Annotated in this window: 23 protein-coding genes; 10 read left to right on the top strand and 13 right to left on the bottom strand. The window is 65.3% G+C overall.

Going from position 1 to position 24,683, the window contains the following annotated elements; all coding sequences use genetic code 11:
* Positions 1-26 precede the first annotated feature (26 nt).
* Together ACYVKQ_RS23085 and ACYVKQ_RS23080 are read right to left on the bottom strand one after the other, a co-directional pair.
* Positions 27-566, bottom strand: a complete 540-nt coding sequence (locus ACYVKQ_RS23085; protein ID WP_460677742.1) for a hypothetical protein — start codon at positions 564-566, stop codon at positions 27-29.
* Positions 567-590: 24 nt separating this feature from the next.
* Positions 591-1,316: an FkbM family methyltransferase gene (locus tag ACYVKQ_RS23080; protein ID WP_460677741.1), complete on the bottom strand. Its 726-nt coding sequence runs from the start codon at positions 1,314-1,316 to the stop codon at positions 591-593.
* Between the two features lie 209 nt (positions 1,317-1,525).
* Here ACYVKQ_RS23080 and ACYVKQ_RS23075 point away from each other — a divergent pair, with 209 nt between their 5' ends.
* The 4 genes from ACYVKQ_RS23075 to ACYVKQ_RS23060 all read left to right on the top strand — a co-directional run bounded on the left by ACYVKQ_RS23075 (position 1,526) and on the right by ACYVKQ_RS23060 (position 5,004).
* Complete coding sequence (locus ACYVKQ_RS23075) at positions 1,526-2,092, top strand: RNA polymerase sigma factor (protein WP_460677740.1); 567 nt, start codon at positions 1,526-1,528, stop codon at positions 2,090-2,092.
* Positions 2,093-2,181: 89 nt separating this feature from the next.
* Complete coding sequence (locus ACYVKQ_RS23070) at positions 2,182-2,949, top strand: hypothetical protein (RefSeq protein ID WP_460677739.1); 768 nt, start codon at positions 2,182-2,184, stop codon at positions 2,947-2,949.
* A 21-nt stretch (positions 2,950-2,970) separates the two neighbouring features.
* On the top strand, positions 2,971-4,209 hold the full coding sequence (locus tag ACYVKQ_RS23065; protein ID WP_460677738.1) for a DUF4097 family beta strand repeat-containing protein: 1,239 nt from the start codon (positions 2,971-2,973) through the stop codon (positions 4,207-4,209).
* Between the two features lie 240 nt (positions 4,210-4,449).
* Positions 4,450-5,004: a PPC domain-containing DNA-binding protein gene (locus ACYVKQ_RS23060; RefSeq protein ID WP_460677737.1), complete on the top strand. Its 555-nt coding sequence runs from the start codon at positions 4,450-4,452 to the stop codon at positions 5,002-5,004.
* 33 nt (positions 5,005-5,037) lie between these two features.
* On the opposite strand, the gene ACYVKQ_RS23055 is transcribed toward ACYVKQ_RS23060, so the two are convergent.
* Complete coding sequence (locus ACYVKQ_RS23055; RefSeq protein ID WP_460677736.1) at positions 5,038-5,550, bottom strand: hypothetical protein; 513 nt, start codon at positions 5,548-5,550, stop codon at positions 5,038-5,040.
* Between the two features lie 111 nt (positions 5,551-5,661).
* Between ACYVKQ_RS23055 and ACYVKQ_RS23050 the strand changes: the two genes are divergently transcribed.
* Positions 5,662-6,186 (top strand): DUF4442 domain-containing protein, encoded by a 525-nt coding sequence (locus ACYVKQ_RS23050; protein WP_460677735.1) that lies wholly within the window; start codon positions 5,662-5,664, stop codon positions 6,184-6,186.
* A 69-nt stretch (positions 6,187-6,255) separates the two neighbouring features.
* On the top strand, positions 6,256-7,263 hold the full coding sequence (locus ACYVKQ_RS23045) for an MBL fold metallo-hydrolase (RefSeq protein WP_460677734.1): 1,008 nt from the start codon (positions 6,256-6,258) through the stop codon (positions 7,261-7,263).
* Between the two features lie 64 nt (positions 7,264-7,327).
* On the opposite strand, the gene ACYVKQ_RS23040 is transcribed toward ACYVKQ_RS23045, so the two are convergent.
* Together ACYVKQ_RS23040 and ACYVKQ_RS23035 are read right to left on the bottom strand one after the other, a co-directional pair.
* A complete protein-coding gene (locus tag ACYVKQ_RS23040; protein WP_460677733.1) occupies positions 7,328-8,872 on the bottom strand; it encodes a diadenylate cyclase in 1,545 nt (514 codons plus the stop codon).
* 81 nt (positions 8,873-8,953) lie between these two features.
* Positions 8,954-9,769 (bottom strand): energy transducer TonB, encoded by an 816-nt coding sequence (locus tag ACYVKQ_RS23035; RefSeq protein WP_460677732.1) that lies wholly within the window; start codon positions 9,767-9,769, stop codon positions 8,954-8,956.
* Between the two features lie 101 nt (positions 9,770-9,870).
* Between ACYVKQ_RS23035 and ACYVKQ_RS23030 the strand changes: the two genes are divergently transcribed.
* Positions 9,871-10,302 (top strand): RidA family protein, encoded by a 432-nt coding sequence (locus tag ACYVKQ_RS23030; protein WP_460677731.1) that lies wholly within the window; start codon positions 9,871-9,873, stop codon positions 10,300-10,302.
* 453 nt (positions 10,303-10,755) lie between these two features.
* Positions 10,756-11,643 (top strand): cyanophycinase, encoded by an 888-nt coding sequence (locus tag ACYVKQ_RS23025; protein ID WP_460677730.1) that lies wholly within the window; start codon positions 10,756-10,758, stop codon positions 11,641-11,643.
* A gap of 125 nt (positions 11,644-11,768) precedes the next feature.
* Here ACYVKQ_RS23025 and ACYVKQ_RS23020 read toward each other — a convergent pair whose 3' ends face one another.
* Positions 11,769-12,080 (bottom strand): KGG domain-containing protein, encoded by a 312-nt coding sequence (locus tag ACYVKQ_RS23020; protein WP_460677729.1) that lies wholly within the window; start codon positions 12,078-12,080, stop codon positions 11,769-11,771.
* Positions 12,081-12,262: 182 nt separating this feature from the next.
* The gene (locus ACYVKQ_RS23015; protein WP_460677728.1) at positions 12,263-12,613 is read right to left on the bottom strand and encodes an STAS domain-containing protein; all 351 of its coding nucleotides are present in this window, start codon (positions 12,611-12,613) and stop codon (positions 12,263-12,265) included.
* A 319-nt stretch (positions 12,614-12,932) separates the two neighbouring features.
* Between ACYVKQ_RS23015 and ACYVKQ_RS23010 the strand changes: the two genes are divergently transcribed.
* Positions 12,933-13,580: a response regulator gene (locus ACYVKQ_RS23010; RefSeq protein ID WP_460677727.1), complete on the top strand. Its 648-nt coding sequence runs from the start codon at positions 12,933-12,935 to the stop codon at positions 13,578-13,580.
* Positions 13,581-13,617: 37 nt separating this feature from the next.
* Here ACYVKQ_RS23010 and ACYVKQ_RS23005 read toward each other — a convergent pair whose 3' ends face one another.
* The 6 genes from ACYVKQ_RS23005 to ACYVKQ_RS22980 form a co-directional block, all read right to left on the bottom strand.
* Positions 13,618-14,937, bottom strand: coding sequence for an HlyD family efflux transporter periplasmic adaptor subunit (locus ACYVKQ_RS23005; RefSeq protein ID WP_460677726.1), 1,320 nt, complete (start codon positions 14,935-14,937; stop codon positions 13,618-13,620).
* Positions 14,927-17,137 (bottom strand): peptidase domain-containing ABC transporter, encoded by a 2,211-nt coding sequence (locus ACYVKQ_RS23000; RefSeq protein ID WP_460677725.1) that lies wholly within the window; start codon positions 17,135-17,137, stop codon positions 14,927-14,929. The genes ACYVKQ_RS23005 and ACYVKQ_RS23000 overlap by 11 nt, the downstream gene beginning before the upstream one ends.
* 9 nt (positions 17,138-17,146) lie before the next feature.
* Positions 17,147-18,646, bottom strand: a complete 1,500-nt coding sequence (locus ACYVKQ_RS22995) for an MBL fold metallo-hydrolase (RefSeq protein ID WP_460677724.1) — start codon at positions 18,644-18,646, stop codon at positions 17,147-17,149.
* Positions 18,643-19,830: a hypothetical protein gene (locus tag ACYVKQ_RS22990; RefSeq protein WP_460677723.1), complete on the bottom strand. Its 1,188-nt coding sequence runs from the start codon at positions 19,828-19,830 to the stop codon at positions 18,643-18,645. Before ACYVKQ_RS22990 ends, ACYVKQ_RS22995 begins: the two co-directional genes overlap by 4 nt.
* 84 nt (positions 19,831-19,914) lie before the next feature.
* The gene (locus ACYVKQ_RS22985) at positions 19,915-20,046 is read right to left on the bottom strand and encodes a hypothetical protein (protein ID WP_460677722.1); all 132 of its coding nucleotides are present in this window, start codon (positions 20,044-20,046) and stop codon (positions 19,915-19,917) included.
* 306 nt (positions 20,047-20,352) lie between these two features.
* Complete coding sequence (locus ACYVKQ_RS22980) at positions 20,353-21,378, bottom strand: chemotaxis protein CheB (protein ID WP_460677721.1); 1,026 nt, start codon at positions 21,376-21,378, stop codon at positions 20,353-20,355.
* Between the two features lie 244 nt (positions 21,379-21,622).
* On the opposite strand from ACYVKQ_RS22980, the gene ACYVKQ_RS22975 reads away from it, so the two are divergent.
* Positions 21,623-24,676 carry a chemotaxis protein CheB gene (locus ACYVKQ_RS22975; protein WP_460677720.1) on the top strand — a complete coding sequence of 1,018 codons (3,054 nt, stop codon included), beginning with the start codon at positions 21,623-21,625 and terminating at the stop codon, positions 24,674-24,676.
* Positions 24,677-24,683: the final 7 nt, after the last annotated feature.

Raw genomic sequence — 24,683 nt, 5'->3', positions numbered from 1 at the left:
GTTGTTGGCACAACGCCGGCCGGGCCTTACTCGCCGACCTTGATGTCGCCGTGGCCTTTGAGGTACAGCGCGTTGTTATCGTTGTAGAAGATGTAGTACATGCGGTACATGCGTCCGGGCTTGAACTTGTCGGGCGCCAGGTCCAGGCGGTACTGCTGGGCAGCGTTGCCGCCGCGGGTCTCGATAGGCACCGTGTACAGGGTCTTGTACTTCTTGTCGACGAGCACCAGCTTGCCGTGCAGGGCCGGGGCGGTGTTGGGGCGGCTCGAGGAACCCGACTGAATGATAAAAGTGGCCGTCTGCACCACCGGGTTGGGGAAGAGGCTCAGCGTGCCCACGCCGCCGCGCTGGCTTTGCTTCAGGTCGACGCCGCTGTCCTTGAACAGCTCCCGCTCCACCTTTTTCCATTCCTCGTCGGAGGTCCAGTCGGTGTTGTCCTGGTACGCCATCGGGTAATTGTTGGCGTCGCGGGCGCTGTAGCCTTCATCAGGGCCGAAATCAACTTTGCGGCAGCCCAGCGCCAGGCCGGCCAGCAGCAGCGGGCCGAGTAGGTAACGGATAGTCATTGAAGTAAAGATGAGGGGACAGGATTAAGCCGGGTAAGCAATGAAGTAGTAGTTTTTGCCCTGCTCGAACTGCTGCACGAACTCGGCCCGCGTAAACGGCGCCTCGCCGCGCAGCCAGCGCTTCATCAGGGACACTTGCAGGCCTGCTTTTTCCGTCAGCAGGTCGTACACCTGCTCGGGACGGGTGCCGTAGCAGTCGGCGGCGCCCAGGCCGTGCTCGAAGATGACCACCGGCCGGGTGCGGCGCAGCGTCTCCACGGCGCCCTGCAGCACCTGCAGCTCGGCACCCTCCACGTCGATTTTGATCAGGTCCACGCGCTGCGTGTCCGGAATGACGTGATCCATCAGGTCCGTCTGCACGTCGATGGTGGTGTCTTGCTCGTCGGGCTTGTCGTAGGTGCGCTTCTGCAGGCCGCTGTAGGCGGGGTTGCTAATGACGTAGTTGAAAGTGGCCGTGCCCCGGGCGTTGCTGAGTGCCACGTTCAGAATCTGGGCTTTACCGGTGGCGTGGTAACGGCGCTGCAGGTCGGCGTAGAGGTCGGGGAGGGGCTCAAAGCCGAAGTGCCGGCCCTGCGGGGCAGCCGCCAGCATCAGGTCCAGCACCTCGCCCTTGTGGCAGCCGATGTCGATGCAGGTAGATTGGGGCTTACACACGCGCTTGATGACGGCGCGCGTCTGCTCGTCGTACTGCTGGTTTTTGGTAAAGGCAATCGGCAGCCGCTTGAGGATGGATTTGAGCACTTCTTTCATGGCCGGAGGGGCAGGGCAAAGGAAAATCGGCTCTAAAGTTGGGAAAAAGCAAGCGCATCCGCCGTGTTTGCTTTTGGTGCAACCTTCCCAAACCGGGAGGGGTCTTTGAAGCACTAATGGTCAGGGGAGTAGAAAATCTGCCACCGATGTCTGAACTTTATCCGCCCCCTACTGCCGTTAGTGAACCGCTGACCCCAACTGCTGCGCCTATGGAAGCTGTTGCTTACGTTGATATCAATGCTCCGCTGGTGGAGCGCTGCCGCCTCGGCGACCGGCGTGCCCAGGCCGAGATTTACAAGCGCTACGCCAAAGCCATGTTCAACGCCTCGCTGCGCATCACCGGCGACTACGCCGAGGCCGAGGACGTGTTGCAGGAGTCGTTTCTGAGCGCCTTCCGCGAGCTGCACACCTACAAGGGCGATTCTTCGTTCGGCAGCTGGCTCAAGCGCATCGTCATCAACAAGAGCATCAACTGCCTGCGCAACCGCCGCCTGCAGCTGGTGCCCCTGGCCGAGCAGCACGACGGGGCCGCCGCCGAAGAAGCCCCGACCCCCGGCGAGCAGGACGACGTACAATGGCGGGCCGACGTGCTGCGCCGCTGCATCCAGGAGCTGCCCGACGGCTACCGCCTCGTGCTGACCCTGTACCTGCTGGAAGGCTACGACCACGGCGAAATTGCCACCATCCTCGGCATCACCGAATCCACCTCCAAGTCGCAATACAGCCGCGCCCGCAAGAAACTGCTGGAGCTGGCCCGCGAACAAGGATTGTCATAACTGTTTCATAAACATCAGCGGCCTGTGGGGCGCCCCACCCAACCAGCGCCCCGGCCGCGGGGAGCCACGTGCGAAAGACCATGACTGTCATGAAACCCAACTCCGGACTAGAGGCCTTCGTCGAGCGGAACCGTTCCGACTTCGACGCCTTCGAGCCGCGCCCCGACCTCTGGGACGCCATCGAAGCCCGCCTGGACGCGCCGGCCGACGCGGACGACGAAACGCCCACCCACGTTTTGCCGCTGAACCCGCCCGCACCCGCCGTTACTACCACTCAGCTGCCCCTGGCCGGTGCTTCGGCGCCCGGCTTCGGCTGGCAGCGCTACGCCGCCGCGGCCGCCGTGGCCGTGATGCTGATGGCCGGCGGTTACGGCCTGCGCCGCGCCGATGAAGCCTCGTCGGCTACCACCGCCTTCACCGCCACCGAGGCGGAGGAGGGCCTGGCCACCCTGCAGCAGCAGCCGGCCGCTGTGACCGAAGTGCTCGGCTCGCCCGATGCCATGCCCGTGGACCTGAAAGCCCCGGCGCGTCGGCTGGCCTCCGCGGTGCGCCGCATGGAAGCCTACTACGCGGCCCAGATCGTGGAAAAAGAGCACGAGCTGGGGCAGCTGGACGCCGCCGCCACGCCCGGCACCATGCCCAAGGCCGCCGATTGGAAGCAGGAACTCGTGTCGCTGGACTCCACGTACCGGCAGCTGCGCACCGAGCTGTATCAGAACCCCGACCCGGAAGCCGTGCTCGAGGCCATGAACCGCAACCTGCAGATCCGCCTGGATATCCTGAACCAGCAGCTGCGCACCCGCGAGCAGATCCGGCAGTACCACGACGACGCGTACACACTCGCGTCGGACAAGTAATCCTTGCTTTTTCCTCCACCCATGCATTTCCCGATTCGACTTTTCCAGTCTGGCGCCCTGGCGCTGGCGGCTCTGCTGGCCTCCGCGGCCCCGGCCGCTGCGCAGTCGCGCGTGGCCGCTACACCGGCCGGCGGGTACGTGCAGCCTTGCCCCGCCGACCGTTTCTGGGACCAGGAGCCGGAGGCGCGTGAGCAGCAAGTGGGCGAACCGCCGCAAACCACCGGCCAGCCCGACCCGACCAGCAACGGTACCCTGGCCGCCGAAAAGGCCCGCAAGATCAGCCGCTCGTTCAGAGCCGTACCCGGCCGGCCGCTGACCGTGGAAACGCGCTACGGCCGCGTGCAGGTAAACACCTGGGCGCGCAACGAAATCAAGGCGGAAGTCGACATCGTGGCCCGCGCCGACGAGGACGGCAAGGCCCAGCAACTGCTCGACATGATTCAGGTGCTGATGCAGGAACAGCCCGCGGAAGGTGGCCTGCTGCTGCAGACGCGCCTGGGCGAGATGCCCAAGGAGTGCTGGAGCCGCCAGCGCATCTACGAAATCAACTACACCATCTGGATGCCCAAAAACACGCCCCTGAAGGTGAAGAACACCTTCGGCGACGTGAGCGTGACCGGCGACCTGACCGGCGCGGCCGACTTGGCCGTGGGCTACGGCAGCCTGCGCACCGGCCGCCTCGACGGGGCGCGCAACAGCATCCGGCTGAACAACGGCTCGGCCGTGCTGCCCTACGTGCGGCAGGCCACCATCGAGGCCAACCACGCCCGCCTGCGGCTGGAGGAAGGCAACGTGGTGGACCTGCGCAACAACGGCTCCGACATCGACATGGGCACCGTGCAGAGCCTGACCGTGCACAGCAAGTACGGCGACGTGAACCTGGGCACGGTGTACAACCTGCAGGGCTCCACCGGGTATTCGCGCTTCAGCATCGACAAGGTGGCGGAGCAGCTGGACATGAAGGTGCAGTACTGCCCCGCCTTCGAAGTGCGCACCACGGGCCGCAATTTCCGCCGCATCAGCCTCGACGGGGGCTACAGCACCATCCTGCTGAACTTCCCCGACGACGCCGGCTTCAATTTCGACGTGAACTCGGAGAATGGCAAAGTGCTGATGGACAAGCGTCTGGTGAAGGTGCGCAGTGAAGAAAGCAGCCCATCCAACACGGAAATGCAGGGCCAGTACGGGGCCGCGCAGGCCAAACCGGCCGGCAACGTCAACATCAAAACCCGCTACAGCAGCGTGAGCTTCAACCGCTGAGTGCACAGATTGGCCGTGCCGAACGGCCCCGCGAGGGGCAGCGGGGCGGAGTGAAGGGAAAAAGCCGGCTGCAACCGGCTTTTTCTGGTTTATGGCGGGGCTCACTCGCGGCGGTGTTGGCCCAGGGCCGGTCCGCTGCCTGAGCGGGCCTGCTTGGTGCAGCCACAGAGCACGAGTGCAAGCAAGTCTAGGGCAGGGCACGGCCGATTCAAACCATGCCGCCGCGCTACCTTTAGCGCCATGCGTTTGTTGTTCCTCGCCGTAGCCGGCTGTCTGCTCAGCCCTGCTGCCCGCGCCCAAGCCCCTGCCATCATGCCCTCGTCGCCCGCCCCTGTTCCTGCTCACGAGTCCCGGATGCGCACGCTGGCGCTGCGGCTGCAGCCGGGGCAGGATTTGCGCCAGCAGCTCACCGCGCTGGTGCAGCGCCAGCACCTGCGGGCGGGGGCCGTGCTGACCTGCGTGGGCAGCCTCACGCAGGTCACGCTGCGACTGGCCAACCAGGAAGGCCCCACGGTGTACCGCGGCCACTTCGAAATCGTGTCGCTGGTGGGTACCCTGGCCGAAAGCGGCAGCCACCTGCACCTGGCCGTGGCCGATTCGACCGGGCGCACCATCGGCGGGCATTTACTCGACGGAAACCTGGTGTACACCACCGCCGAGCTGGTGCTGGGCGTGCTGGATGACGTGGAATTCCGGCGCGAGCCGGACCCTACGTTCGGCTACCGTGAACTGACCATATACCCAGCCCCCGCGGCCCGCCCGCCCGCCAAAAAGCCTGGGCGAAACAAGAAGTAGGCGGGCCTGCCAGAATACGTGGGCGGGCCGGCGCTACGCGCGCAGCCAGCGCGTCATGCGCGGAAACTCTCCGATCGTGGTCAGGCCCATCCAGACCAGCAGTGGCAAGCCGGGGTAAATGCCCCGCTGGTAGCTGTCGGTAAGCCAGGAGCTGTGCCCGTGGTAGCCTTCGGCGTGGAAAACCACGGCTGGCGGCAACCCCAGCGCCCGGATGGCGGCGTAGCTCCAGAGCTGGGCCGTTATTTCTTCGCCCTGCGCCTCGGCAGGCGAGCGGTAGTCCGCGATGTTGGGACCGATGCCCGGGCGCACATCCGCGGGCACTACGGCCAGGTGGCCGGCTTCGTGCAGCAGGTCGCCGGGGTAGCGCAGGCGCTGACGGTCCACCACCAACTGCCCGCCCGCGATGCACAGGCCCGGCAGGAAGGTATCGGCGGGCAAGCGCTCCTCCCGAACCACCAGGCCGGTGCCGCGCACGAAGGCCATGAGCTGATCAAGCAATGACGAAGCGGCGGCCGGCGGGCGCGGCGAAAGACTGGTAGTGGGCATAGGCTAGAAGGGGAGCATAGGCAAGATAGCGGGGGCGGCTGGAAGCTGAGCAAGTAGTCGGCATGCCGAGTAATTCTGCTACCTTACCACCGTTCACTGCTTCTGCCCGCCATGTCTCAGCCTGTTCCCCTCGTTCCCGTCGATTCGCCCCAACTGGCTGCTTTCCGGCGCCGTTTGCTGAGCCCGGTCAAGCAGCGGCTGTTTCTGCTGAGCCAGCTGCCCGCCGCCGGACTGGCCGGCGTGCGCGTCGAGAGCCTGAGCTTCGAGGCGGCCACGGTGACGGTGCCGTTTAAGTTTCTCACCAAAAACCCCTTCCGCAGCATCTATTTCGCCTGCCTGAGCATGGCGGCCGAAATGGCCTCGGGCGTGCTGGCCATGATGCACACGAGCACGGGTAGCCCCGTGTCCATGCTGGTGGTGGGCCTCGAAGCGGACTTCACCAAGAAAGCCGTCACGCGCATCGCCTTCACCTGCCCCGACGGCGCGGCCATTGCCCGGGCCGTAGCCGAAAGCCGGGCCACCGGCGAAGGCCGCACCGTGCTGGCCACCAGCACCGGCCGCGACGCGGCCGGCGACGTGGTGGCGGTGTTTCGCATCACCTGGTCGTTTCGGGCGAAAAAGGCGGGCGCGCAGTAAAGTATTGGCGGGCCAGGCGCGTCGTACCCTGAAAGCCGGCACTTTCCAGCTGCGTCGTTTCTCCCGTTTATGAGCTTGCTGCAGCGTGCCCGTCGCCAGGGCCTCACCTTCCAGAACCCGGTTCCGACCACCATGGCGCCGCCCGGCACCACGTGGTCGACGCTGCGCCAGCTGCTGGGCGGGCCCGAGGAGCGCGTGCCCCGGCCGGCGCTGGGGCCTTTCCGGACGGATGCGGCCGCTTACGCTACCCCGCCGGCCGGTGGGCTGCGCATTACCTGGCTGGGGCACTCCACCGTGCTGCTGGAGCTGGATGGCCGCCGCATCCTCACCGACCCGATGTGGGCGCCGTACGCCTCGCCGGTGCCCGTGGGCTTCGGCAAGCGCTTTTTTCCGGTGCCCCTGGCCCTGGAGCAGCTGCCGCCGCTCGACGCCATCGTGCAGTCGCACGACCATTACGACCACCTCGATCCGGCCACGCTGCGGCGGCTGACGCGGCTGCAGCCCACGGTGCCGGTGTTCTGCCCGCTGGGGGTGGGGCGCTACTTTGCCGCGGCCGGCTGGGCACCCGCGCTGATTCACGAGCTGGACTGGACCGAGTCGGCGGCGCTGGCGCCGGATGTCACCCTTGCCGCGCTGCCGGCCCGGCACTTTTCCGGCCGCGGCCTCACCGACCAGAACCAGACGCTCTGGGCCGCTTACGCCTTGCGCGGCCTGCGGCATAACGTATTTTTCGGCGGCGACTCCGGACCTTTTCTGGCCGGCTACGCGGAAATCGGCGAAGCCTACGGCCCCTTCGACCTGACCATCCTCGAAATCGGGGCGTACGGCGCCAACTGGCCCGACATTCACCTGGGGCCTGCGCACGCGGTGCAGGCACACCAGGCGCTGCGCGGGCGGGTGCTGCTGCCTATTCACTGGGGTACCTTCAACCTGGCTTTTCACGCCTGGCGCGAGCCGGTGGAGTGGGTGCAGCGCGAAGCCGCGCAAGTCGGCGCGACGCTGCTGCTGCCTACGCCCGGGGTGCCAACGGAAGTCTGGCCCACGGGGCTGAACACGCACTGGTGGGAGCGGGGCTAACCAAGAAGCGGAGCCAAGGGCTCCGCTTCGGGCTGTCACAAAAGATACTGGCGTCTGGCCCCGCCTATTCGTGCCGGTTGGGCAGCGTGTCCTTCGTCAGAATGTCCACCAGGCCGTCTTCGCTGACCACGATGGCCATGCACGGATACGGGCTGCTTTCCACGTAGCGCAGGGCGGAGTTGTAGCGCGCCCCGCGGGTGCTGGAGCCCCGGCCCGAGGCCTTGCCGTCCAGAATCACGCCGATGGAGTAGCAGTACGCCTCCGGGTCGATGAGCACGGCCCCGTCGATGGCGGTAACCAGGCGCGTGATGAGTGGGGTGAGCGGTACCGGCTCGATGAGCGTGCACTGCAGCTTCAGGCGGTCGGCCTCGGCCAGGGCTTCGGTGGTGATGACCACCAGCGTGCCCTTCTGCTGGCGGCTGGCTTCGAGCAGCACGGCCCAGAGGCGCTCCTCCTTCTCCGTTTCGGTAATGCCGAAGGTGTGGCGCAGGCCGCGCCGAAACTCCGAGCGGCTGAGGCGGGTGTGGGGCAGGTTGGGCTGGCCGTAGGCGGCGCGCACCAGCACCTGCCCGTCGTGGCGCAGCTCCCACACGTAGTGGTGCACGAAGCTGATGACGAACAGGTCCTCGCGGATGGCGTCGTACTGGCCCACCTGCTTGCCCAGGGCGTACACGTTCTCGCCGTCGGCCAGCAGGCTCACCTCGGGCGTCGACATCTGCAGCAGCTTGCGCACGGCGCGGTAGTCGCTGAGCGGGGTGGGGCAGGTGAGGGCGAAGATTTCGTGCACATTGGGGTGGCCGCGGCGCGCCAGGATTACCTGGCCCACGCCCGCGGTACCTTCGTAGCGCAACGAGGACACGGTGTTCAGGGTATTGAACAGCTTGGCGCCGGCCGGATCGAGGCCCAGGGCCTGGGCGGGCGTATCGAGCAGCAGCTTGCCGGCGGCGCGCACCACCTCGTCGGTGTCGCGCGGGCGGATGAGCAGGCCCGAGCCGGGCTCGGGCTCCGTGAGCGACTTCACGCACTCTTCGCTGAAGCGAAGCACGGCCGCCTCGATGAGCGAGGGGGCCAGCGGGCGGCCGTCGGTGTAGTAGCGGTGGGGGCGCAGGGCCGGGTGGGCGCGCAGGGCTTTGCGGCGCACGCGCAGCAACGTCACCACGTAGAACTGCCCGATGAGCACCGGCCAGCCGGCGTAAGAGCGGCGGGTGCCGTTTTTGGGGTTCAGCGCGTCGAGCACTTCCTGTATGGCGAGGCGCAGGCCCATGAACTCGTGGCGCTGGCGCAGCATCTCGTCGGTGTAGCCTTCGCGCACGGGCCAGGAGCCGGCTTCGGTGCGGCGCAGGTAGCGGCCGCGGGCCACCACGCCGCTGAAGGCTTCGGCCTGCAGGCTGCAGTTTTCGGGCTCCAGGCACACGGCCGGCCCGTCGTCGGTCGGGATGCCCAGCAGGATCACCTCCGGCTGCAGGTCCGCATCCAGGTCGTCGAAGATGCCATCGGCCATGTGCTGCGCCGCGCGCTGGAAGCGGTGCTGGTAGGGCCAGATGGTAAATTCGACGGCCGGTGGCACGATGATGGCCGCCGGTGAGACGACGGGAAGGGGACTGAACATGAAGGCAGGAGGGAGGAATGCTGCTACAAGTACCCCGCGTGCCCGGAATTGTTTCGGGTGCGCGGGGCGGCCGCCGGGGGCCTATAGCTGGAACAGGATCGGCAGTACCATCTTCTGACGGATAGGCTGCCCCTTATATTTTGCCGGCTGCCACTTGGGGCTCGATTTTACGATGCGGATGGCTTCCTCGTCGAGGCCGGAGCCGAGGCGCCTCACGGGCTTGATGTTTGAGAGGGAACCGTCCTTCTCGATGAAAAACTCCATCTGCACCTTGCCCTGAATCTTACGCTGCCGGGCCAGGGCGGGGTATTTCAGGGTCTGCTGCACCCATTCAAACCAGGCATCGGTGCCGCCTACTGGGCGGGCCGGCTCGTCGGGCGTGATGGTTTGTAGGCCGGCATCGGCTGCGGGGGCCGCGCTAGACTGGTCAGCCCCTGCGGCCGCCGAGCCAGCGGCGGCTTCGCTGCCGGCCGGAATCTGGAAGGTGATGGGCAGCGTCACGCGTTGGCGCACCACGCCGCCGCGGTGTTCGGCGGGCTTCCAGCGCGGCCCGGCCTTTACGAGGCGCAGGGCTTCGGCGTCGCACTCGGGCAAGAGGCTTTTGGTGACCTGCCAGTTGGACGTCGCGCCGGTTTTTTCCACCACCATGGTCACCTCCACGGTGCCCTGCACGCCGGCCTGCAGCGCCGCGGTGGGGTAATTGAGCTTGTCGCCGAGGTAGTCGGCGTAGGCCTGCGCGCCGCCTGCGGGCTCGGCGGGCTTCTCGGTGGCGTCGTAGATGTCGGAGGCAGCGGGCTGCTTGGGGTACTTCAGCTTTACTTTCTGGGCCTGAGCGGCGGGCGTGGCGGCCGTGCCGAGGGCGGCCAGCAGCAGGGCCAGGCGAAGGGGGCGGAGCATACGAAGGGGGTAGGTGAAACGGGCCGGCGTTCCAATCAACAACCCGGCCACGCAGCATACGGGTTCAGCCGAAGCTAGGAAAAAGCGGCTATTTTCGGCCCATGACCCCTCCCGACAACCCCAGCATCCTCAACTCCTCCCGGGCTCCCGAGCCGGTGGGGCTTTACCCGCACGCCCGTCGCGTGGGCAACCTGCTTTTCCTTTCCGGCGTGGGTCCGCGCCAGCGCGGGCAGAAGCACATTCCCGGCGTGGAGCTCGACGAAGACGGCAACATCCGGCGCTACGACTTCGAAAGCCAGTGCCACGCCGTGTTTCAGAACGTGCGCTACATTCTTGAGGAAGCCGGCTCGCGCTGGGAAGACCTGGTGGACGTGACCGTGTTTCTGACCAACATGAAGGACGACTTCCAGACGTACAACCGCCTCTACGCCGAGTACTTCGCCACCAACCAGCCGTGCCGCACCACCGTCGAAATCAACTGCCTGCCCACGCCCATTGCCATTGAGCTGAAGTGCGTGGCTGCCCTGCCCTAGCCAGCTCCACCCCGGGCCGCAAACCCCAAACAGGGCCGCCGGGTAGTGCCCGGGCGGCCCTGTACGGTTTATCACGGCGCCCTGCCGGGGGGCACCGCAGCGGCGGGAATGCCGGCCGCACGCAGTACGCGGGCCTGGCCATAGCCGGATGCCCCTCGAAAGAAGTGGAAAGTACCCCGCCGCTCCTCGCAAAGAGCGGAACACCCGACTCACTAACTTAAACGAGCAAAGCGGCGCCGGGCGTGCTGTGATTTATACGTAATCGGCTTTCTAAAAAACACGTAATTATTATATACGCCAGCGGGCCGGGGCGCTACAAGCAGGCTGAAAGCGAAACGACTGCCGCACATGGCAGGCCCAAAAACCGGTGCGCAGCGTAGGGTAAGCACATCTGTGCATAGACTGCCAACGTATGCGAAAGAGCCGCCCCACTTCTGACTCCTATTCTTTCCTATGTCCAAAAGTAAAAAGTCGGCGCCCCATCACCCTGCCTCGGCCAATTGCCCGCATCCGAAGGGGGTGCTGATTGCCATCGGCGGCCACGAGCAAAAATCAAACGAACCCGTAGGCGACGACGGCGGGGCTGAATTTGCCACCGAAGGCATTCTGAAGCGCTTCGTGGATGAGCTCCACGGCAGCGGGCCCGTCGTGGTGATTCCCACGGCCTCGCAGGAGCCGGTGGAGGCGGGCCAAGACTACGTGAAGGCGTTCGGCGAGCTGGGCGTGGACCGCGTGGAGGTGCTCAACATCCAGACGCGCGACGAAGCCAACACGGAGGATTGCATCCGCCTCATTGACGAGGCCGCCGGGGTAATGTTTACCGGGGGCGACCAGCTGCGCCTGACGGCCATCCTGGGCGGCACCATGATGCTGCGCCGCCTGAAGGAACGCTACGCCCACAGCCGCTTCGTCATTGCCGGCACCTCGGCCGGGGCCGCGGCCATGTCGACGCCCATGATTTACCAGGGGCGCAACGACGCGGGCTTCGTCAAAGACGAAATCCACGTCACCACCGGCCTGCAGTTCATGCACGATGTGGCCATCGACACGCACTTCGTGGCCCGCGGCCGCATCGTGCGCATGGCCCAGATCATTGCCACCAACCCCGGCTGCATCGGGCTCGGGCTGGAAGAAGACACCGCCGTCGTGGTAACCGAGGGCCAGGAGATGGAAGTCATCGGCAACGGCTTGGTCGTCATCGTGGACGGGCGGCAGTGCCAGGGCAACACCATCCACGAAATCAAGCCCGGCAAAGTATTTTCCATCCGTGACCTGCACGTGCACCTGCTGGCCCGCGGCGAGCGGTACACCCTGCCGGTGCAGGAACAGATGTACGTGTAGCCCGCCGCCCGGCCCGCCAAATGCACGACCGCCCCCGGAGAAGCTCCGGGGGCGGTCGGCGTTTCATAGCTCTGTAAGCGAGGCGAACGGTTTATCGTCGGGGATGAGCTATGGATGGGCTTGGCTTAGCGGCTGCCCTGGCTGTTCTGGGCGCTGTTGCGGTTGCTGCTGTTCTGCCCGCCCTTGCGGCCCGCTTCGCGCGCCTCGGCGGAGGTCCATTCGTGGCCGCGGCCGCTGGCGTGCGAGGCCTTGCCGCCTTCGGAGGCGATGCGGCGCTGCTCTTCGGGGTCCATGGAGGCAAAGCCGCGCTTGCTGGTGTTGCCGCCCTGAGCCTTGCCGGTGCTGCCCTGGCCACTGCGGGCTTCGCCGCCCATGCGGCCGGCTTTGGCGTGTTGCTCGGAAGAGCCGCCGCGCGGGGTTTGGTTGTTGGCTGCCATAGCTTTACGATGTGAAGGTTGTGAAATGAGGATCTGAAGAATTCTGGGTTCCTGTACGGTCCGCCGGACGCGAAAGCCGAGGTTGCTGGCCTAAACCCCGTTGAAGACGACGTATTTACGCCTTTCTACGGAGGCCCTGACGAGCTAAGTGCGTACAAATAGCAAGCCCTGCGGACCGCGCGCTACGCGGCCGTCGGCACGGCGCGGCGGGCCGGCAACCGCGCCGGCTGCGTCAGCTCAACTACCGCGTCGAGGCGGAGCAGGCGCAGCAGGCGGCCCAGCGGCGCCCCGACGTTGTGGAGCAGCAGCCCCACCCCGGTGCGGCGCATGAGCAGCACCTGCGACACGAAGTGGGCCACGCCGTGGGTACGCAGGCAATTGACCTGGCTGCAATCGATGAGCAGGCACAGCGGCTCGCGCCAGGCGGCTGCGCCCCGGGCCAGACGCCGGGCCTGCTCCACGGGGTCGGCCACGTTGAAGTTCAGGTGTACAATGCGGGCCGTCGGCTGACGGCGGGAGAGAAAGCCAAGCATGTTTTCAGGGGTTTGGAAGTGGGGGCGCGCGGGTACACCGTCCAGAGCACTTTAGAACAAAAAAATCCCGCAACTACCTGTATGACTTAGCCTTGCACGCATTTCGGATAAGTCGCTTTCTCAAATTTACCGAACTCAGCCGGGGCCCGGCTGCGGGTTTGTTACTATTTTGAGGCTAAGTATAAATACGGGGCCCCGCGCGGGCGTAACCAAATGGGTCCGTGCAAGTGCTGAATCTTGGCTGGCCGCTCGCCTTTTGCGGATGTTTGGCGTTAACCTTGAAGCCTACTCCTGCGCCGTCTTCTTTTTCGCCACGCCCATGATCCGCTTACTGCTCGTCGACGACCACACCATTATCCGGGATGGTATTCAAGCTCTGCTGGCCGATGTGCCAGATTTTCAGGTAGTGGGGCAGGCGCGCAACGGCCGCGAACTGCTGGACATGCTGCCCGAAACCCCGGCCGACGTGGTGCTGATGGATTTGAACATGCCCGTGCTGTCCGGCTTCGAGGCCGTGCCGCTGCTGCGGGCGCAGTTTCCGGAAGTGCGCGTGCTCATCCTGAGCATGCTCGACCACGAGAAGTACGTGCACCAAGTGCTGGAAGGCGGTGCGCTGGGCTACGTGCTCAAGAATGCCAGCAAGGAGGAAATCGTGCACGCCATCCGCACCGTGGCCAGCGGCCGGCAGTTCCTCTGCTCTGAAATCGGGCTGAGCCTGCTCAGCAAGCTGGTGCAGAACCCGGCCCAGCCGGCACCGGGCACCAAAAAGCCCTCGGACCTCTCCAACCGCGAAACCGAGGTGCTCAAGCTCATTGCGGAAGGCCTCACCAACGCGGAAATTGCCGACAAGCTGTTTACCAGCAAGCGCACCATCGAGACGCACCGGCAGAACATCATCGAGAAAACCCAGGCCAAAAACACGGCGGCGCTCATCAAGTACGCCATGGAAAACGGCCTGCTTACGTGAATAAGCCGGCCGCTCTGACCCAACAATGCTCCAAGGGCTAACGGCTGAGGCCTTCTTTCAGGCGGGCAAACAGCTTCATCAGCAGGCGGCTGTTGCTGGTAATAATTTCGGCGTTGGCCGTCATGCCCGGCCGGTAGCTCAGCTCCTTGCCGTAGCTGGTGCGCAACCCCTCGGTCAGGGTGACTTTGGCCAGGAAGGTGCCGTCGGCGTGCGGCACGTCCGAAATAAACGACACCCGGCCGTTGACCACGCCAAATTCGGCCGACGGGTAGCTGTCGAAGCGAATCAGCACGCGCTGACCCACGCGCACCTTGCCCAGGTTTTGCTGGGGCAGGCGCACCTCGCCGTACTCGTCCTGGGCTGATCCGGCCAGGTAAAACACTTCCTGTCCGAGCCGGATGGGCTGCCCCTCCTGCAGAAACGAACCGAAGCGCAGCTGCCCGTCGGCCGTGGCCGTGAGCACGTAGGTGGCCTGCCAGGTTTCGATGCGGCTGATGAGCTGGTTCAGGGCCTGCCGGAAATCCCGGCCCTCGGCCGCGTTCTGGCGGGCCAGCTCCAGCAGCTCCTTGTTTTTTTGGAATTGCGCGCTGGTGTTCAGCTGCTGGGCGTACTCGGCCTGCTTGAGGGGCAGCTCCTTGGCCAGCAGCTGGCTTTCCTCGCGCCGCAGCTCGGCCTGCGGAATCACCTTCTGGCGGTATAAATCCTGGTTCAGCGCGTATTGCTTGCGTGCCAGCTCCAGGTCGCGCTGGTAGAGGCCGCGCTGCTCCTGCAGGTTCTGGGCCGAGCGTTGCAGCTCCTGCAGTTCTTGCTGCAGAATGCCGCGCTGCCGCTGGTAGAAGCCGTTGGCCTGGAAGTCATGGTAAGCCGCGCGGGCCTGCAAAAAGGCGGCGTAGTCGGCCTGCAGGGTGCCCAGCTGGGTGCCGCTGGCCAGCGGCGGCAGGTCAGGCACGTTGGCCGGCAAGCTGCCGTCGGCGGCTTCCAGCTGCTGGCGCAGGCTGAGCAACCAAGCATAGAGGCGCAGAGCTTCGGGGGCGTCGGTGGTGCTTTCCAGGTAGGCCAGGGGCTGCCCGCGCCGCACCTGGGCGTTGTCGGCCACCAGCAGGGCCACCAAGCGGCCTTCGGTTTTGGCCAGCACCGGCTTGGGGGCGTTGGACGAAGTCAGGCGGAACGGCGCCCGCACCAGGTCGGGGTAATACACGAAGAATCCGAGGAGCAGCAGCGCGCCCACGATGCCGCACAGCAAGGTGGTGCCCCAGCGCACCAGCCAGGCCGGGCGCTGCTCAAACAGGTCCTGCACCGCTTCGTTGTCGAAGCTGGGCAGGGTGTCGGTGACGGGGTCTTGGGTTTCAGTTTCCAAGTTCCAGTTGATTTTTAACCAAGCGGTAGTATTCGCCCTGCGTGGCCGTGAGCGTGTCGTGGGTGCCGCGCTCCACCACCTGGCCCTGGTGCAGCACCAGCAGCTGGTCGGCGTGGCGCACGGTGCTCAGGCGGTGGGCCACGATAACCACCGTGCGGCCGTGGTAGAACTCTTGCAGGTTCTGCATGATGACGCGCTCATTGTTGGCGTCCAGGGCCGAGGTGGCTTCGTCGAAGAAGAGGAACGTCGGGTTTTTGTACACCGCCCGCGCAATGAGGATGCGCTGCTTCTGTCCCCCGCTCAGGGCCATGCCGCTGGCCCCGATGCGGGTGTTGAAGCCGTTGGGCAGGGCCTCCACAAATTCCAGAATGTTGGCAATGCGGGCCGCCTCCAGCAGCCGGGCCGGGTCGATGCGCCCGTCGGAGTCCGATTCGCTGATGTTGCGCGCAATGGTGTCGGCGAAGATGTAGCCCTCCTGCAGCACGATGCCGCACTGCCGCCGCCAGTACGAGGTGCTGAGCGCCGACAGGCTCACGCCGCCGGCCTGAATGCGGCCCTCCGTGGGCGCGTAGAATTTCAGCAGCAGCTTGAGCAGGGTGGTTTTGCCGCTGCCGCTGGCTCCCACAATGGCCGTGACCTTGCCGGCTGGAATGACAATGTCCAGGTCGCGCAGCACCAGCGGGGCGTTGCGGCTGCCGTAGCGGAAGCTCACGCCCGGCCCCACGTGAATGTCGGCGTCCCCGGTGAGGAAAGTCAGGGAGCCTTCGCGCGTGTCTTCTTCCTCTTCCTTGCTGTGCACTTCCACCAGGCGCTCGATGCTGAGCCTGGCGTCCTGGTAGGTGCGGCTGAAGGACAGGAAGTTGGTGATGGGCACGTTCAGCTGCCCGATGATGTACTGCACCGACAGCATGGCTCCGAGCGAAATCTGCCCGTCAATCACCGATTTGGCCGCAATGTAGGTGATGATGATGTTCTTGATTTCGTTGATGAAGTTGGCTCCGGTGGTCTGCAGCTGGTTCACCGACACGCTCTTGAGCGTGAGCTTGGCCAGGCGGATCTGCATGGCTTCCCACTCCTGCCGACGGCGGCGCTCCGAGTTGTTGAGCTTGATTTCCTGCACTCCGTTGATGAGCTGCAGGGTGCTGCTCTGGTTGCCGGACGCCTGGTCGAAATACAGGAAGTCCAGCTCGGCCCGGCGCTTCATGAACAGCATCACCCAGCCCACGTACAGGGCCGAGCCCACCAGGAAAATCAGGAAGATCTTGCCGTCGAAGATGTAGAGAATGGTGCCGAAAATGGCCAGGTTGAGGGTGGAAAACACCACGTCCAGGGTGGTGACGGACAAGAACGTCTGGATGCGGGTGTGGTCCTGGATGCGCTGCATCAGGTCGCCCACGTTCTTGGAGTCGAAAAAGGAAATGGGCAGCCGCAGCAGCTTCAGCAGAAACGAGGACAGCAGCCGCACGTTGACGCGACTGGTGACGTGAATCAGCAGCCAGGTGCGGATGACCTCCACGAAGGTACGCGAGGCAAACAGCGTCAGCTGGGCCAGCAGGATCAGGTTGACGAAGTGCAGGTTCTGGGTGTTGATGCCGTTGTCGACCAACGCCTGCATCAGGAAGGGGAAGATGAGCTGCAGCGCGCCCCCCACCACCAGGCTCAGCAGCAGCTGATAGAAGTACTTGCGGAAGGGGCGCAGGTAGGGCCACAAAAAGCTCAGGCCCTGCCGCGGCTTGGCGAGGCCTTCCTCGTCGCCCTCGTAAAACGCCGGCGTGGGCTCCAGCACCAGCACCAGCCCTTCAGAGTCGGGGGTTACCTTGGTGCGGGGCGGCAGCCAGCCCTGCAGAAACTGCTCCGGCGTGTACGTGACCCGCCCGAAAGCGGGGTCGGCCACGTAAATCTTGGTGGGCGTGACCTTGTACACCACCACGTAGTGCCGCCCGCGCCAGTACGCAATGCACGGCAGCGGAATGTCTTCGCGCAGCATGTCCAGCGTGGAGTGCAGCGCCAGCGTCGACATGCCAACGCCTTCGGCGGCTTCGGCCAGACCGCCCAGGCTGGCCCCCGAGCGGGTGATGTTGGATTTCTCCCGTAAGTAGTCGATTGGATAGGAGCGGCCGTGGAACTTGGTGACCATGCGCAGGCAGGTGGGCCCGCAATCCATTTCATCTAGCTGTTTATAAACCGGGAATGCCTTCATTCAGCTGGGTTAAGGGTGTTGAACGGCCCAGGCGCGCAGCTCGGCCAGGGTGCCAAAGGGCCGCTGGTTTTGCACCGGCCAGGCCGTGTAAATGTGCTCGACGCGCAGCCCCTGGCGGTTAATAAACTCATACAGCGCCCGGCCCCGCTCCCCGCCGCCCACGCTGCCATCGGCTTTGAAGCTCACCAGGTCGCCCACGAACAGCACGCGCTGAGCCGGGAAGTAATATACACAGTACTCCCGGGTGTGGTGGGTGGCGTCAGGCCCCAGCTCCCACACCTGCACCGCGTTGAACTTGTCGGCAAAGGTCGTGGCCTGCCCGACGGGCACCGTGGTGAAGCGCGGCGACTGGGCGGCTACGTCGGTGGAACCCAGGGTGTGCGGGGCCAGGGTCTGGGCCTGCAGGTAGGCCTGGCTGCCGGGCGTGGTAATGATGCTGACCGGGGCCGCGGTGTAGGCCCGCAGGCCGCCGGCGTGGGCAGGGTGGTGGTGGCTCACAAAGACCTGCCGGATGGGCTTGCGCGGGTACAGCCGGGCCAGCGTGTCAATCAGCTCCTGGTTGAGCTGCAGGCCTGTGGGCACGTCGAACACGGCCAGGTGGTCGGCAAACTCGGCTACCAGCACCTTGGCTTCGCTGGCGGCAGCTTGCAGGATGTGCAGGCGCCGGCCGGCCGGTAGCACCTGCCACTGCGGAACCGCCGGGCGCCGAGTGGCCCAGGTGCGGGCCGGCGCCAGGGTGCGCAGCACCGAGTCGGGCAGGGCGCCGACGGGGCGGGGCGGCTGGTAAGTCAGCTCTTTTTCCAGCACGCCCACCCGGGTTTCGCGGCGGGTAGTGGGCAGCAGCTGCCCGTTTTGGCGGCGGTAGCCCTGGTACTCCACCGTCACCGGCCCGTCGCCGTTGGTGGGGTGGTACTCCAGCCATTCCACGCGGTCCAGTGTCTGGGCCGGGCCGAGCTGCAGGAGCAGGGCTGTACCGGCGGGGCTGGTGACCAGCAGCCGGGTGCCCGCCCGCGTCGAGTCGAGCAGGCGCAGGGAAGCCCGGCACTCGTAGGCCAGCAGCAGCAGCGACGCCGGCCAGACGGTCTGGAGCTCCTGGCGGAGTTCGGGGGCTTGCCGGCCGGCCTGGATCTGGGGCTTATTGGCGCCGTATTCCTGCGCGTACAGGGTATCGGCGCTCAGCCACAACCGCTGCTGCTGCGGGCTGCCGTTGACGAGCAGCCGGCGTTGCAGCAGCCACCGGTCGGCGGGCTCGTAGGCGGTAAAGGTTTCCGTGAGCGGCCACTGGCGGGTGGCGTGGGGCGTGGCGTAGTGGCCGAGGTTGTAGTAGGAGCCGGTGGTGATTACGGCGGCGGGCTGACGCAGTTGCGGGAGTCCACCGTGAGCGGCAATGGCCCGCTGCAGCGCCGCCAGCGCCCGGCGGTAGTTACGGTAGAGCGCGTCGGGGGCCTGGGCGCGGGCCGGGAAAACCAGGCTGCCCGCCAGCAGCAGCACAAGTAGCAGGCGGCTCATGCGACGGGCAGTTGGGCGTTCTGGGCCTGAAACCGAGCGTAATCGAACAGGTAAGGCTGGTGGGCGTAGCTGACGGCCTGTAGGTAGTCCTGGTAGCGCTGCTCGATGCCAGCCAGCCCGCTGGCAAACATGGCGTGGTAATGCAGGCCCGCCGGGGTAAGGGCCTCGGTGGTGGGGAATATGGCCATGTCGCCGCTGAACTTGCGGGTGTAAAAGCCCAGGCGGGCCAGGGCTTCGGCCCGATGCTCCTCGCTCAGCAGCTGGTGCTGCAGGCAGTAGTCGAGGCAGTGCAGGATGCTGGTGTAAGTAAACAGGCCGTGGAACGCCCCGTAGATGGGCCGCTGGTCGTGCATTTCGCCGGTAAACTGATTCAGCGGGGTGAGCTTATGCACCCGCAGGAAATCATCCGTTTGCAGCGTCAGGGCGTTGAACACGACGTGGCCGCTCTGGTGGGCCAGATCGTCCAGGAAAAACACGGGCGAGTTGGGGTGCGTCCCGACGTTGAGCAGCGCACCGCCGTGGTAGGTCATGGTGGCCATGGACAGGCGCTGGGTGCTGTTGAACAGCACTACTTCGCGGGTGGCTTGGGCGAGCAGCTGCAGAAACGCCGGCTGGTGCTGCTGCAACAGCGCTGCGGCCTGCTGCAGCGGAGCCGCATTGCGGGCCGCGCTGTCCCGCGGCGACTCCAGCAGCTGTGCATTCAGCTCCTCATCGAGAATGAGCGGGTCGTGGTACGCCACGCGTATGGTCGTACCGGCCAGGAAGCGCTCCGGTTGCTGGGGCAGCGCCAGGGGCTCCCCGCCGGGGCGGGTCCAGAGCAGCTGCTGAGCGGCGGCGTCCCAGTGCAGCAGCAGCTGGGCGTGTGGCTCGGCCTGGAAGCAGCCCAGCCTGGGCAGAAACACCACGCCCGTTGCGTCGGCCTGCACCGGCTGCACGGCCGGACGGTGGGCCGCTGGCAGGTAGCCGTACAGCGTCTGGGCTAGGCGCACCGGCTGCTTGGCCTGCGTCTGGCCCAAAAAATAGTAGAACAAGGCCGGCTCCAGAAAGCTGGCGTCGTCGTCGTAGTCCAGGCGTTCGAGCAGCTCCGGGCTTTCTTCGTAGATCTGCACCCGGATGGTATCGGACAGCTCCGCCTGATTGGCGGCGATGAGGGCTTCGTCAAGGGAAAAATCCAGCAGCTTCATAGCTTATACCAAGTAGAGGGGATAAAAAAATGGAGGCAAAGATTTAGCTAAATCTTTGCCTCCATCAGCAAATGCCGGGCGTAACTATTCCGGGCTGGTGCCGATCTTGTGGCAGCCGTCGAGTTCACCACCTTTGATGGCTTCAACGTTGGTAACGAGTTTAGCGGGGGCGGTTTTGGCTTTCAGATCAGCCAGGGAGGGACGCTTGTTGTTCATAATAGTATGGTTGTGTTGGGCACAGTACCCCGCCGGTGTCCTACTACACCGGCTTCGACTATGTGGAAGCGAATGTAGAGACCTGTTTATAAAAAACAAGGAGCTAATGTACGGTGAAATTGAAATTCCCGCAATGGGAATGTGATTTTTTGCTGAATTTGTAATTGAAATTGCTAATACATCAATCCGTAAAAACATCCTCTGGCATTGTGTAAGCCAGCCGTAGCGGAACGTCGGCCAGCGTGATTTTCGCCGGCTTTCCACGGGTTGGTGAAGATGAATTTTCCTAAAATGGAACAAAAAAAATCAGCGGTATCCATGCTGTTCCGCTTCGTGCTTGTCGGCCGGTGGCCCCCCACGGTACCGTTCAGCAGAAACTGCCGCAACCGGTTGATGTGCACCTTCAGCTCCTCGATGCGCTCCTCCTGCGGCCCCGTGCCGGAGGCATTGGCCGCGGCGCGCCATGCTGGCCAGCGGGTTTATACGCTCCTCCAGCATGCGCACGGCCACCCACATGCTTTCCTCCAGGCATTCCTGCGTGACGTGCATCAAGGCCTCGGCCGTAAAGGCGTGGCCCGTGTGGCAACGGTAGCGTAGCACCTCGCCGTGCTTCATTTCCCAGAGCGTGCCGCCGCAATCGGGGCAGGTCATGGCTACCTGGGTGCCCAGGTTTTCGACATCGTTGGTACTTCCCTCCACGCGTTCGGCTATTTGGGCTTCCATGATGATATCGGCGGGGATGGGGGCGTACTGCGGCATCGGACGCTGCACCAGCTCCTGCAAGAGGGCGCCCATCTCGTCGAGGGGCGTGACGAAGTCGATGGAAAAGTTGCTGAGCGCGCTTTCGGGCATGCTCGGAAACTCGGCTTCGTGAGGGTCCTGCACCAGGGTGAGGCCCCCGGCGCGCTTGATGAACTCCAGCCCGGCCGTGCCGTCGTGGAGCATGCCGGTAAGCACCACCCCCACCACGCGTGCTCCGTAGGCGGCCGCCGCCGAGCGAAACAGCGTGTCGACGGCCGGACGGTAGTGATTTTCGCGCGGGCCTTTCGTGACGAGCAGGTGCCCGTCTGTTATCAGCAGGTGGCGGTCGGGCGGAGCCAGGTACAGGGGCCCAGGATGGATGTGCTGGCCGGTCGAGCCGAGGCGGCAGCGCAGCCCGGTGTGTTTTTGCAGGCGCGCGGCCAGATGCTCGCCCGAGGAATCAGCGGCCAAATGCTGCACCACGAGCAGGGCCGCAGGCAGGGTGGCGGGCAGCTGGGCCACCAGGCGGCACAGCGCGGGCATGCCCCCGGCCGAGGTGCCAATGACGATGATACGATGAGGTGCGTCCACAAGCGCGGAAGAAAGGCTGCCACCTGGCGCGACTACCGGCGTGGACAGCAGGAAGATGGAAGGGTTCGGCGGCGGCTACGGTTTCCTATACGAGGGCGGCAGCCGGAAGGTCGCCGGATTTCCCGGCTGCAAACCACTAAATTGGGCCGTTGACCGCGCGGCCGCTTATTCCGCTGCCTTTTCCTTACTTCTTATCGCCACCGGGAGCCAGCCGTTGCGGCAGCCGGCTCCGGGGCTGCGCACCATGACTTATCCCCACCCCGACCCCACGGCTGGGGCCGCACCCGAGGACGCGGCCTCCGACCTTTCCGCGTTTATCGCGGCCGACGAAGACGCCGTCGTCGGCGAGGCGGTGGCCGACGAGGCCCACGCCCCAGAGCCGCCCACAGCCCGCCGCCCGGCCGGTGAGCTGGCCGAGAAGTTTCCCATCGTGGCGTTGGGCGGCTCGGCCGGTTCCATCGATGCCCTGGAAAAGTTCTTCCTGAACCTGGCCCCCGACACCGGGGCGGCCTTCGTGGTGGTGGTGCACCTCTCGCCCGACGCGCCGAGCCACTTGCACGAGGTGCTCCAGCGGTACACGGCCATGCCCGTGCTGGAAGTGGAGGACGGCATGCGCGTGCGGCCCAACCACGTCTATGTCATCCCGGCCGACCGCGACATGAGCCTGCTGCACGGCACGCTGCTGCTCTTCGCGCCCACGCAGCCGCGGGGCCACCGCCTGCCCATCGACGCCTTTCTGCAGAGCCTGGCCAGGGACGCCCGCGAGCGTGCCGTGTGCATCATCCTCTCGGGCCTGGGCTCCGATGGCTCCCTGGGCCTGAAGATGGTGATGGAAAACTTCGGCATGGTGATGGTGCAGGACCCCGATACGGCCGAGTACGCCTCCATGCCGCGCATGGCCCTGGCCACCGAGTTTGTCGACCACGTGCTGCCGCCCGAGCTGCTGCCCGCGCGCCTGCAGGAATACCTGAAGCGCCCGTTGTTGGAGCGCCCGCGCGAGCCGCTGGTGCCCTCCTCCACCAAGCCGGCCCACGCCCTGCAGAAGATCTTTCTGCTCATCCGCACGCGCACCGGCCACGACTTTTCCTTCTACAAGCGCAACACCCTGTTTCGGCGCATCGAGCGGCGCATGAATTCCCACCAGATCAAGGAATTCACCCACTACGTGCGTTACCTGCAGGATACTCCCCACGAGGTCGACCAGCTTTTCAAGGAGCTGCTGATCGGAGTCACCAAGTTTTTCCGCGACCCGGAAGCCTATGCCGCCTTGAAGGTGCACCTGCTGCACTACCTGCGCCAGAAGCCCCAGGACACCACCGTGCGGGTGTGGGCCCCGGGCTGCTCCACCGGCGAAGAAGCCTATTCGCTGGCCATGGTGGTGCAGGAGTGCCTCGACGAGCTGCCCAACCGCTACCTGAAGCTGCAGCTCTTCGCCACCGACATCAACCCCGAGGCCGTGGAGCAGGCCCGCACCGGGCTGTACCCCGACAACATCGAGGCCGACGTGAGCCCCGAGCGGCTGAAGCGCTTCTTCGTGAAGGCCGACAAAGGCTACCAGATCCGCAAGGAAGTGCGCGACACACTGGTGTTTGCCGTGCACAACCTCAACAAGGACGCGCCCTTCATCAAGCTCGATCTGCTGGTGTGCCGCAACCTGCTGATCTACCTCTCGGCGGAGCTGCAGAAAAACCTCATTCCGGTGTTTCACTACGCGCTCAACCCCGGCGCGCTGCTGTTCCTGGGCCCCTCCGAAAACCTGACGTCCTTTCACGACCTGTTTGCCCCGCTGGACGTGAAGTGGAAGATTTCGCGTCGCCTCGATGTGCCGTACTCCATGGCCCGCATCGTCAATTTTCCGTTTTCGCTGTCGCGTCAGGCAGCGGCTATTTCCAGCTCCGCTGTCATGCACACGCCCGTTCGCAAGGAAGGCCCCTTCGCCACCCTCATCCAGAAGCTGCTGTTGCGCACGTTTGCCCCGCCGGCGGTGGTCATCAACGGCAAGGGCGAAATCCTGTTCGTGAACGGGCGCACCGGCAAGTACCTGGAGCCCGCCCCGGGCCTGAGCGCCCTGAACGTGTTCGACATGGCCCGCGAGGAGCTCAGCTTCGAGATCAGCGCGGCCGTGCACCGCGCCCAGGCCCAGCGCGCCGACGTGGTGGTGGACAACGTGAAGCTGAAAAACGAGGGCGGCTACCAGCAGCTGCGCCTCACGGTGAAGTACCTCGATCAGCCCGAGGACCTGGCCGGGCTGCTGCTGGTCGTGTTCGAGGAAGTGCCCGGCCTGAAGCGCCTGCGCCGCAAGGCCCAGGACGACCTGAGCCGCGACTCGGTGGTGGCCAGCCTGGAAAAGGAGCTGCAGTACGCCAAGCAGCGCCTGCAAACCACCATTGAGGAAATGGAATCGTCGCTGGAAGAGCTCAAGAGCACCAACGAGGAGCTGCAATCGGCCAACGAGGAGCTGCAGAGCACCAACGAGGAGGCCATGACCAACAAGGAGGAAATGCAGAGCCTGAACGAGGAGCTGATGACCCTGAACGTGCAGTACCTGAACAAAACCGAGGAGCTGAGCCAGGCCGCCAACGACATGAAAAACCTGCTCGACGCGACCGAAATAGCCACCATCTTTCTCGACCACGACCTGACCATCAAGCGCTTCACGCCCTCCGTGACGCGCATCATCAACCTGCTGCCCACCGACGTGGGCCGGCCCATCACGCACTTCGCCAGCAACCTGCGCCGCGAAACCCTGGCCGACGACGTGCGCCTCGTGCTCGACCGGCTCACGCCCCTCGACACGAACATCCAGACCACCGCCGGCCAGTGGTACGCCATGCGCCTGATGCCCTACCGCACCCTCGACAACTACATCAGCGGGGTGGTCATCACCTTCACCAACATCACCCCGCTCAAAAACCTGGAAGAGCGCCTGCAAATGAGCACGCGCTTTGCCGAGAGCATCGTGGAAACCGTGCGCGACCCGCTGCTGGTGCTCGACGAGCACCAGCGCGTGCAGCTGGTGAGCCGCGCCTTCGCCGAGGCGTTTCACGTGGACGTCGAGCGCAGCCGCGGGCTGCCGCTGGCCCAGCTCAGCCACGGCGCCTGGCGCCAGCCCGCGCTGCTGACGGCCCTGAGCCGGCTGCTGGAAACGGGCGAAACCTTCGACGACCTGGAGCTGACCCTGGCCGTGCCCGGCCTGGGCCGGCGGCGCATGCAGCTTTACGGTCGGCGCATCGTCAGCGACGGGGCCCGCACCGGCCAGCTGCTGCTAGGCGTCGGGGAGGTGCAAGGCCTGGACTAACGGCCGG

The organism is Hymenobacter coalescens, assembly GCF_054783195.1.
Note: the sequence above shows the minus strand (reverse complement) of the source record. Positions and strands in the feature narration are given on the sequence as shown.

Excerpts from the sequence above, each read along its gene's own strand:
- ACYVKQ_RS23000 (WP_460677725.1), bottom strand. The coding sequence starts at position 17,137 with ATGAAGGCATTCCCGGTTTATAAACAGCTAGATGAAATGGATTGCGGG.
- ACYVKQ_RS23050 (WP_460677735.1), top strand. The coding sequence starts at position 5,662 with ATGTCTCAGCCTGTTCCCCTCGTTCCCGTCGATTCGCCCCAACTGGCT.
- ACYVKQ_RS22990 (WP_460677723.1), bottom strand. The coding sequence starts at position 19,830 with ATGAAGCTGCTGGATTTTTCCCTTGACGAAGCCCTCATCGCCGCCAAT.
- ACYVKQ_RS23020 (WP_460677729.1), bottom strand. The coding sequence starts at position 12,080 with ATGGCAGCCAACAACCAAACCCCGCGCGGCGGCTCTTCCGAGCAACAC.
- ACYVKQ_RS23040 (WP_460677733.1), bottom strand. The coding sequence starts at position 8,872 with ATGTTCAGTCCCCTTCCCGTCGTCTCACCGGCGGCCATCATCGTGCCA.
- ACYVKQ_RS23035 (WP_460677732.1), bottom strand. The coding sequence starts at position 9,769 with ATGCTCCGCCCCCTTCGCCTGGCCCTGCTGCTGGCCGCCCTCGGCACG.
- ACYVKQ_RS23025 (WP_460677730.1), top strand. The coding sequence starts at position 10,756 with ATGTCCAAAAGTAAAAAGTCGGCGCCCCATCACCCTGCCTCGGCCAAT.
- ACYVKQ_RS23075 (WP_460677740.1), top strand. The coding sequence starts at position 1,526 with ATGGAAGCTGTTGCTTACGTTGATATCAATGCTCCGCTGGTGGAGCGC.
- ACYVKQ_RS22975 (WP_460677720.1), top strand. The coding sequence starts at position 21,623 with ATGACTTATCCCCACCCCGACCCCACGGCTGGGGCCGCACCCGAGGAC.
- ACYVKQ_RS23080 (WP_460677741.1), bottom strand. The coding sequence starts at position 1,316 with ATGAAAGAAGTGCTCAAATCCATCCTCAAGCGGCTGCCGATTGCCTTT.
- ACYVKQ_RS23010 (WP_460677727.1), top strand. The coding sequence starts at position 12,933 with ATGATCCGCTTACTGCTCGTCGACGACCACACCATTATCCGGGATGGT.
- ACYVKQ_RS22985 (WP_460677722.1), bottom strand. The coding sequence starts at position 20,046 with ATGAACAACAAGCGTCCCTCCCTGGCTGATCTGAAAGCCAAAACCGCC.
- ACYVKQ_RS23030 (WP_460677731.1), top strand. The coding sequence starts at position 9,871 with ATGACCCCTCCCGACAACCCCAGCATCCTCAACTCCTCCCGGGCTCCC.
- ACYVKQ_RS23045 (WP_460677734.1), top strand. The coding sequence starts at position 6,256 with ATGAGCTTGCTGCAGCGTGCCCGTCGCCAGGGCCTCACCTTCCAGAAC.
- ACYVKQ_RS23065 (WP_460677738.1), top strand. The coding sequence starts at position 2,971 with ATGCATTTCCCGATTCGACTTTTCCAGTCTGGCGCCCTGGCGCTGGCG.
- ACYVKQ_RS23015 (WP_460677728.1), bottom strand. The coding sequence starts at position 12,613 with ATGCTTGGCTTTCTCTCCCGCCGTCAGCCGACGGCCCGCATTGTACAC.
- ACYVKQ_RS23085 (WP_460677742.1), bottom strand. The coding sequence starts at position 566 with ATGACTATCCGTTACCTACTCGGCCCGCTGCTGCTGGCCGGCCTGGCG.
- ACYVKQ_RS22995 (WP_460677724.1), bottom strand. The coding sequence starts at position 18,646 with ATGAGCCGCCTGCTACTTGTGCTGCTGCTGGCGGGCAGCCTGGTTTTC.
- ACYVKQ_RS23055 (WP_460677736.1), bottom strand. The coding sequence starts at position 5,550 with ATGCCCACTACCAGTCTTTCGCCGCGCCCGCCGGCCGCCGCTTCGTCA.
- ACYVKQ_RS23060 (WP_460677737.1), top strand. The coding sequence starts at position 4,450 with ATGCGTTTGTTGTTCCTCGCCGTAGCCGGCTGTCTGCTCAGCCCTGCT.
- ACYVKQ_RS23070 (WP_460677739.1), top strand. The coding sequence starts at position 2,182 with ATGAAACCCAACTCCGGACTAGAGGCCTTCGTCGAGCGGAACCGTTCC.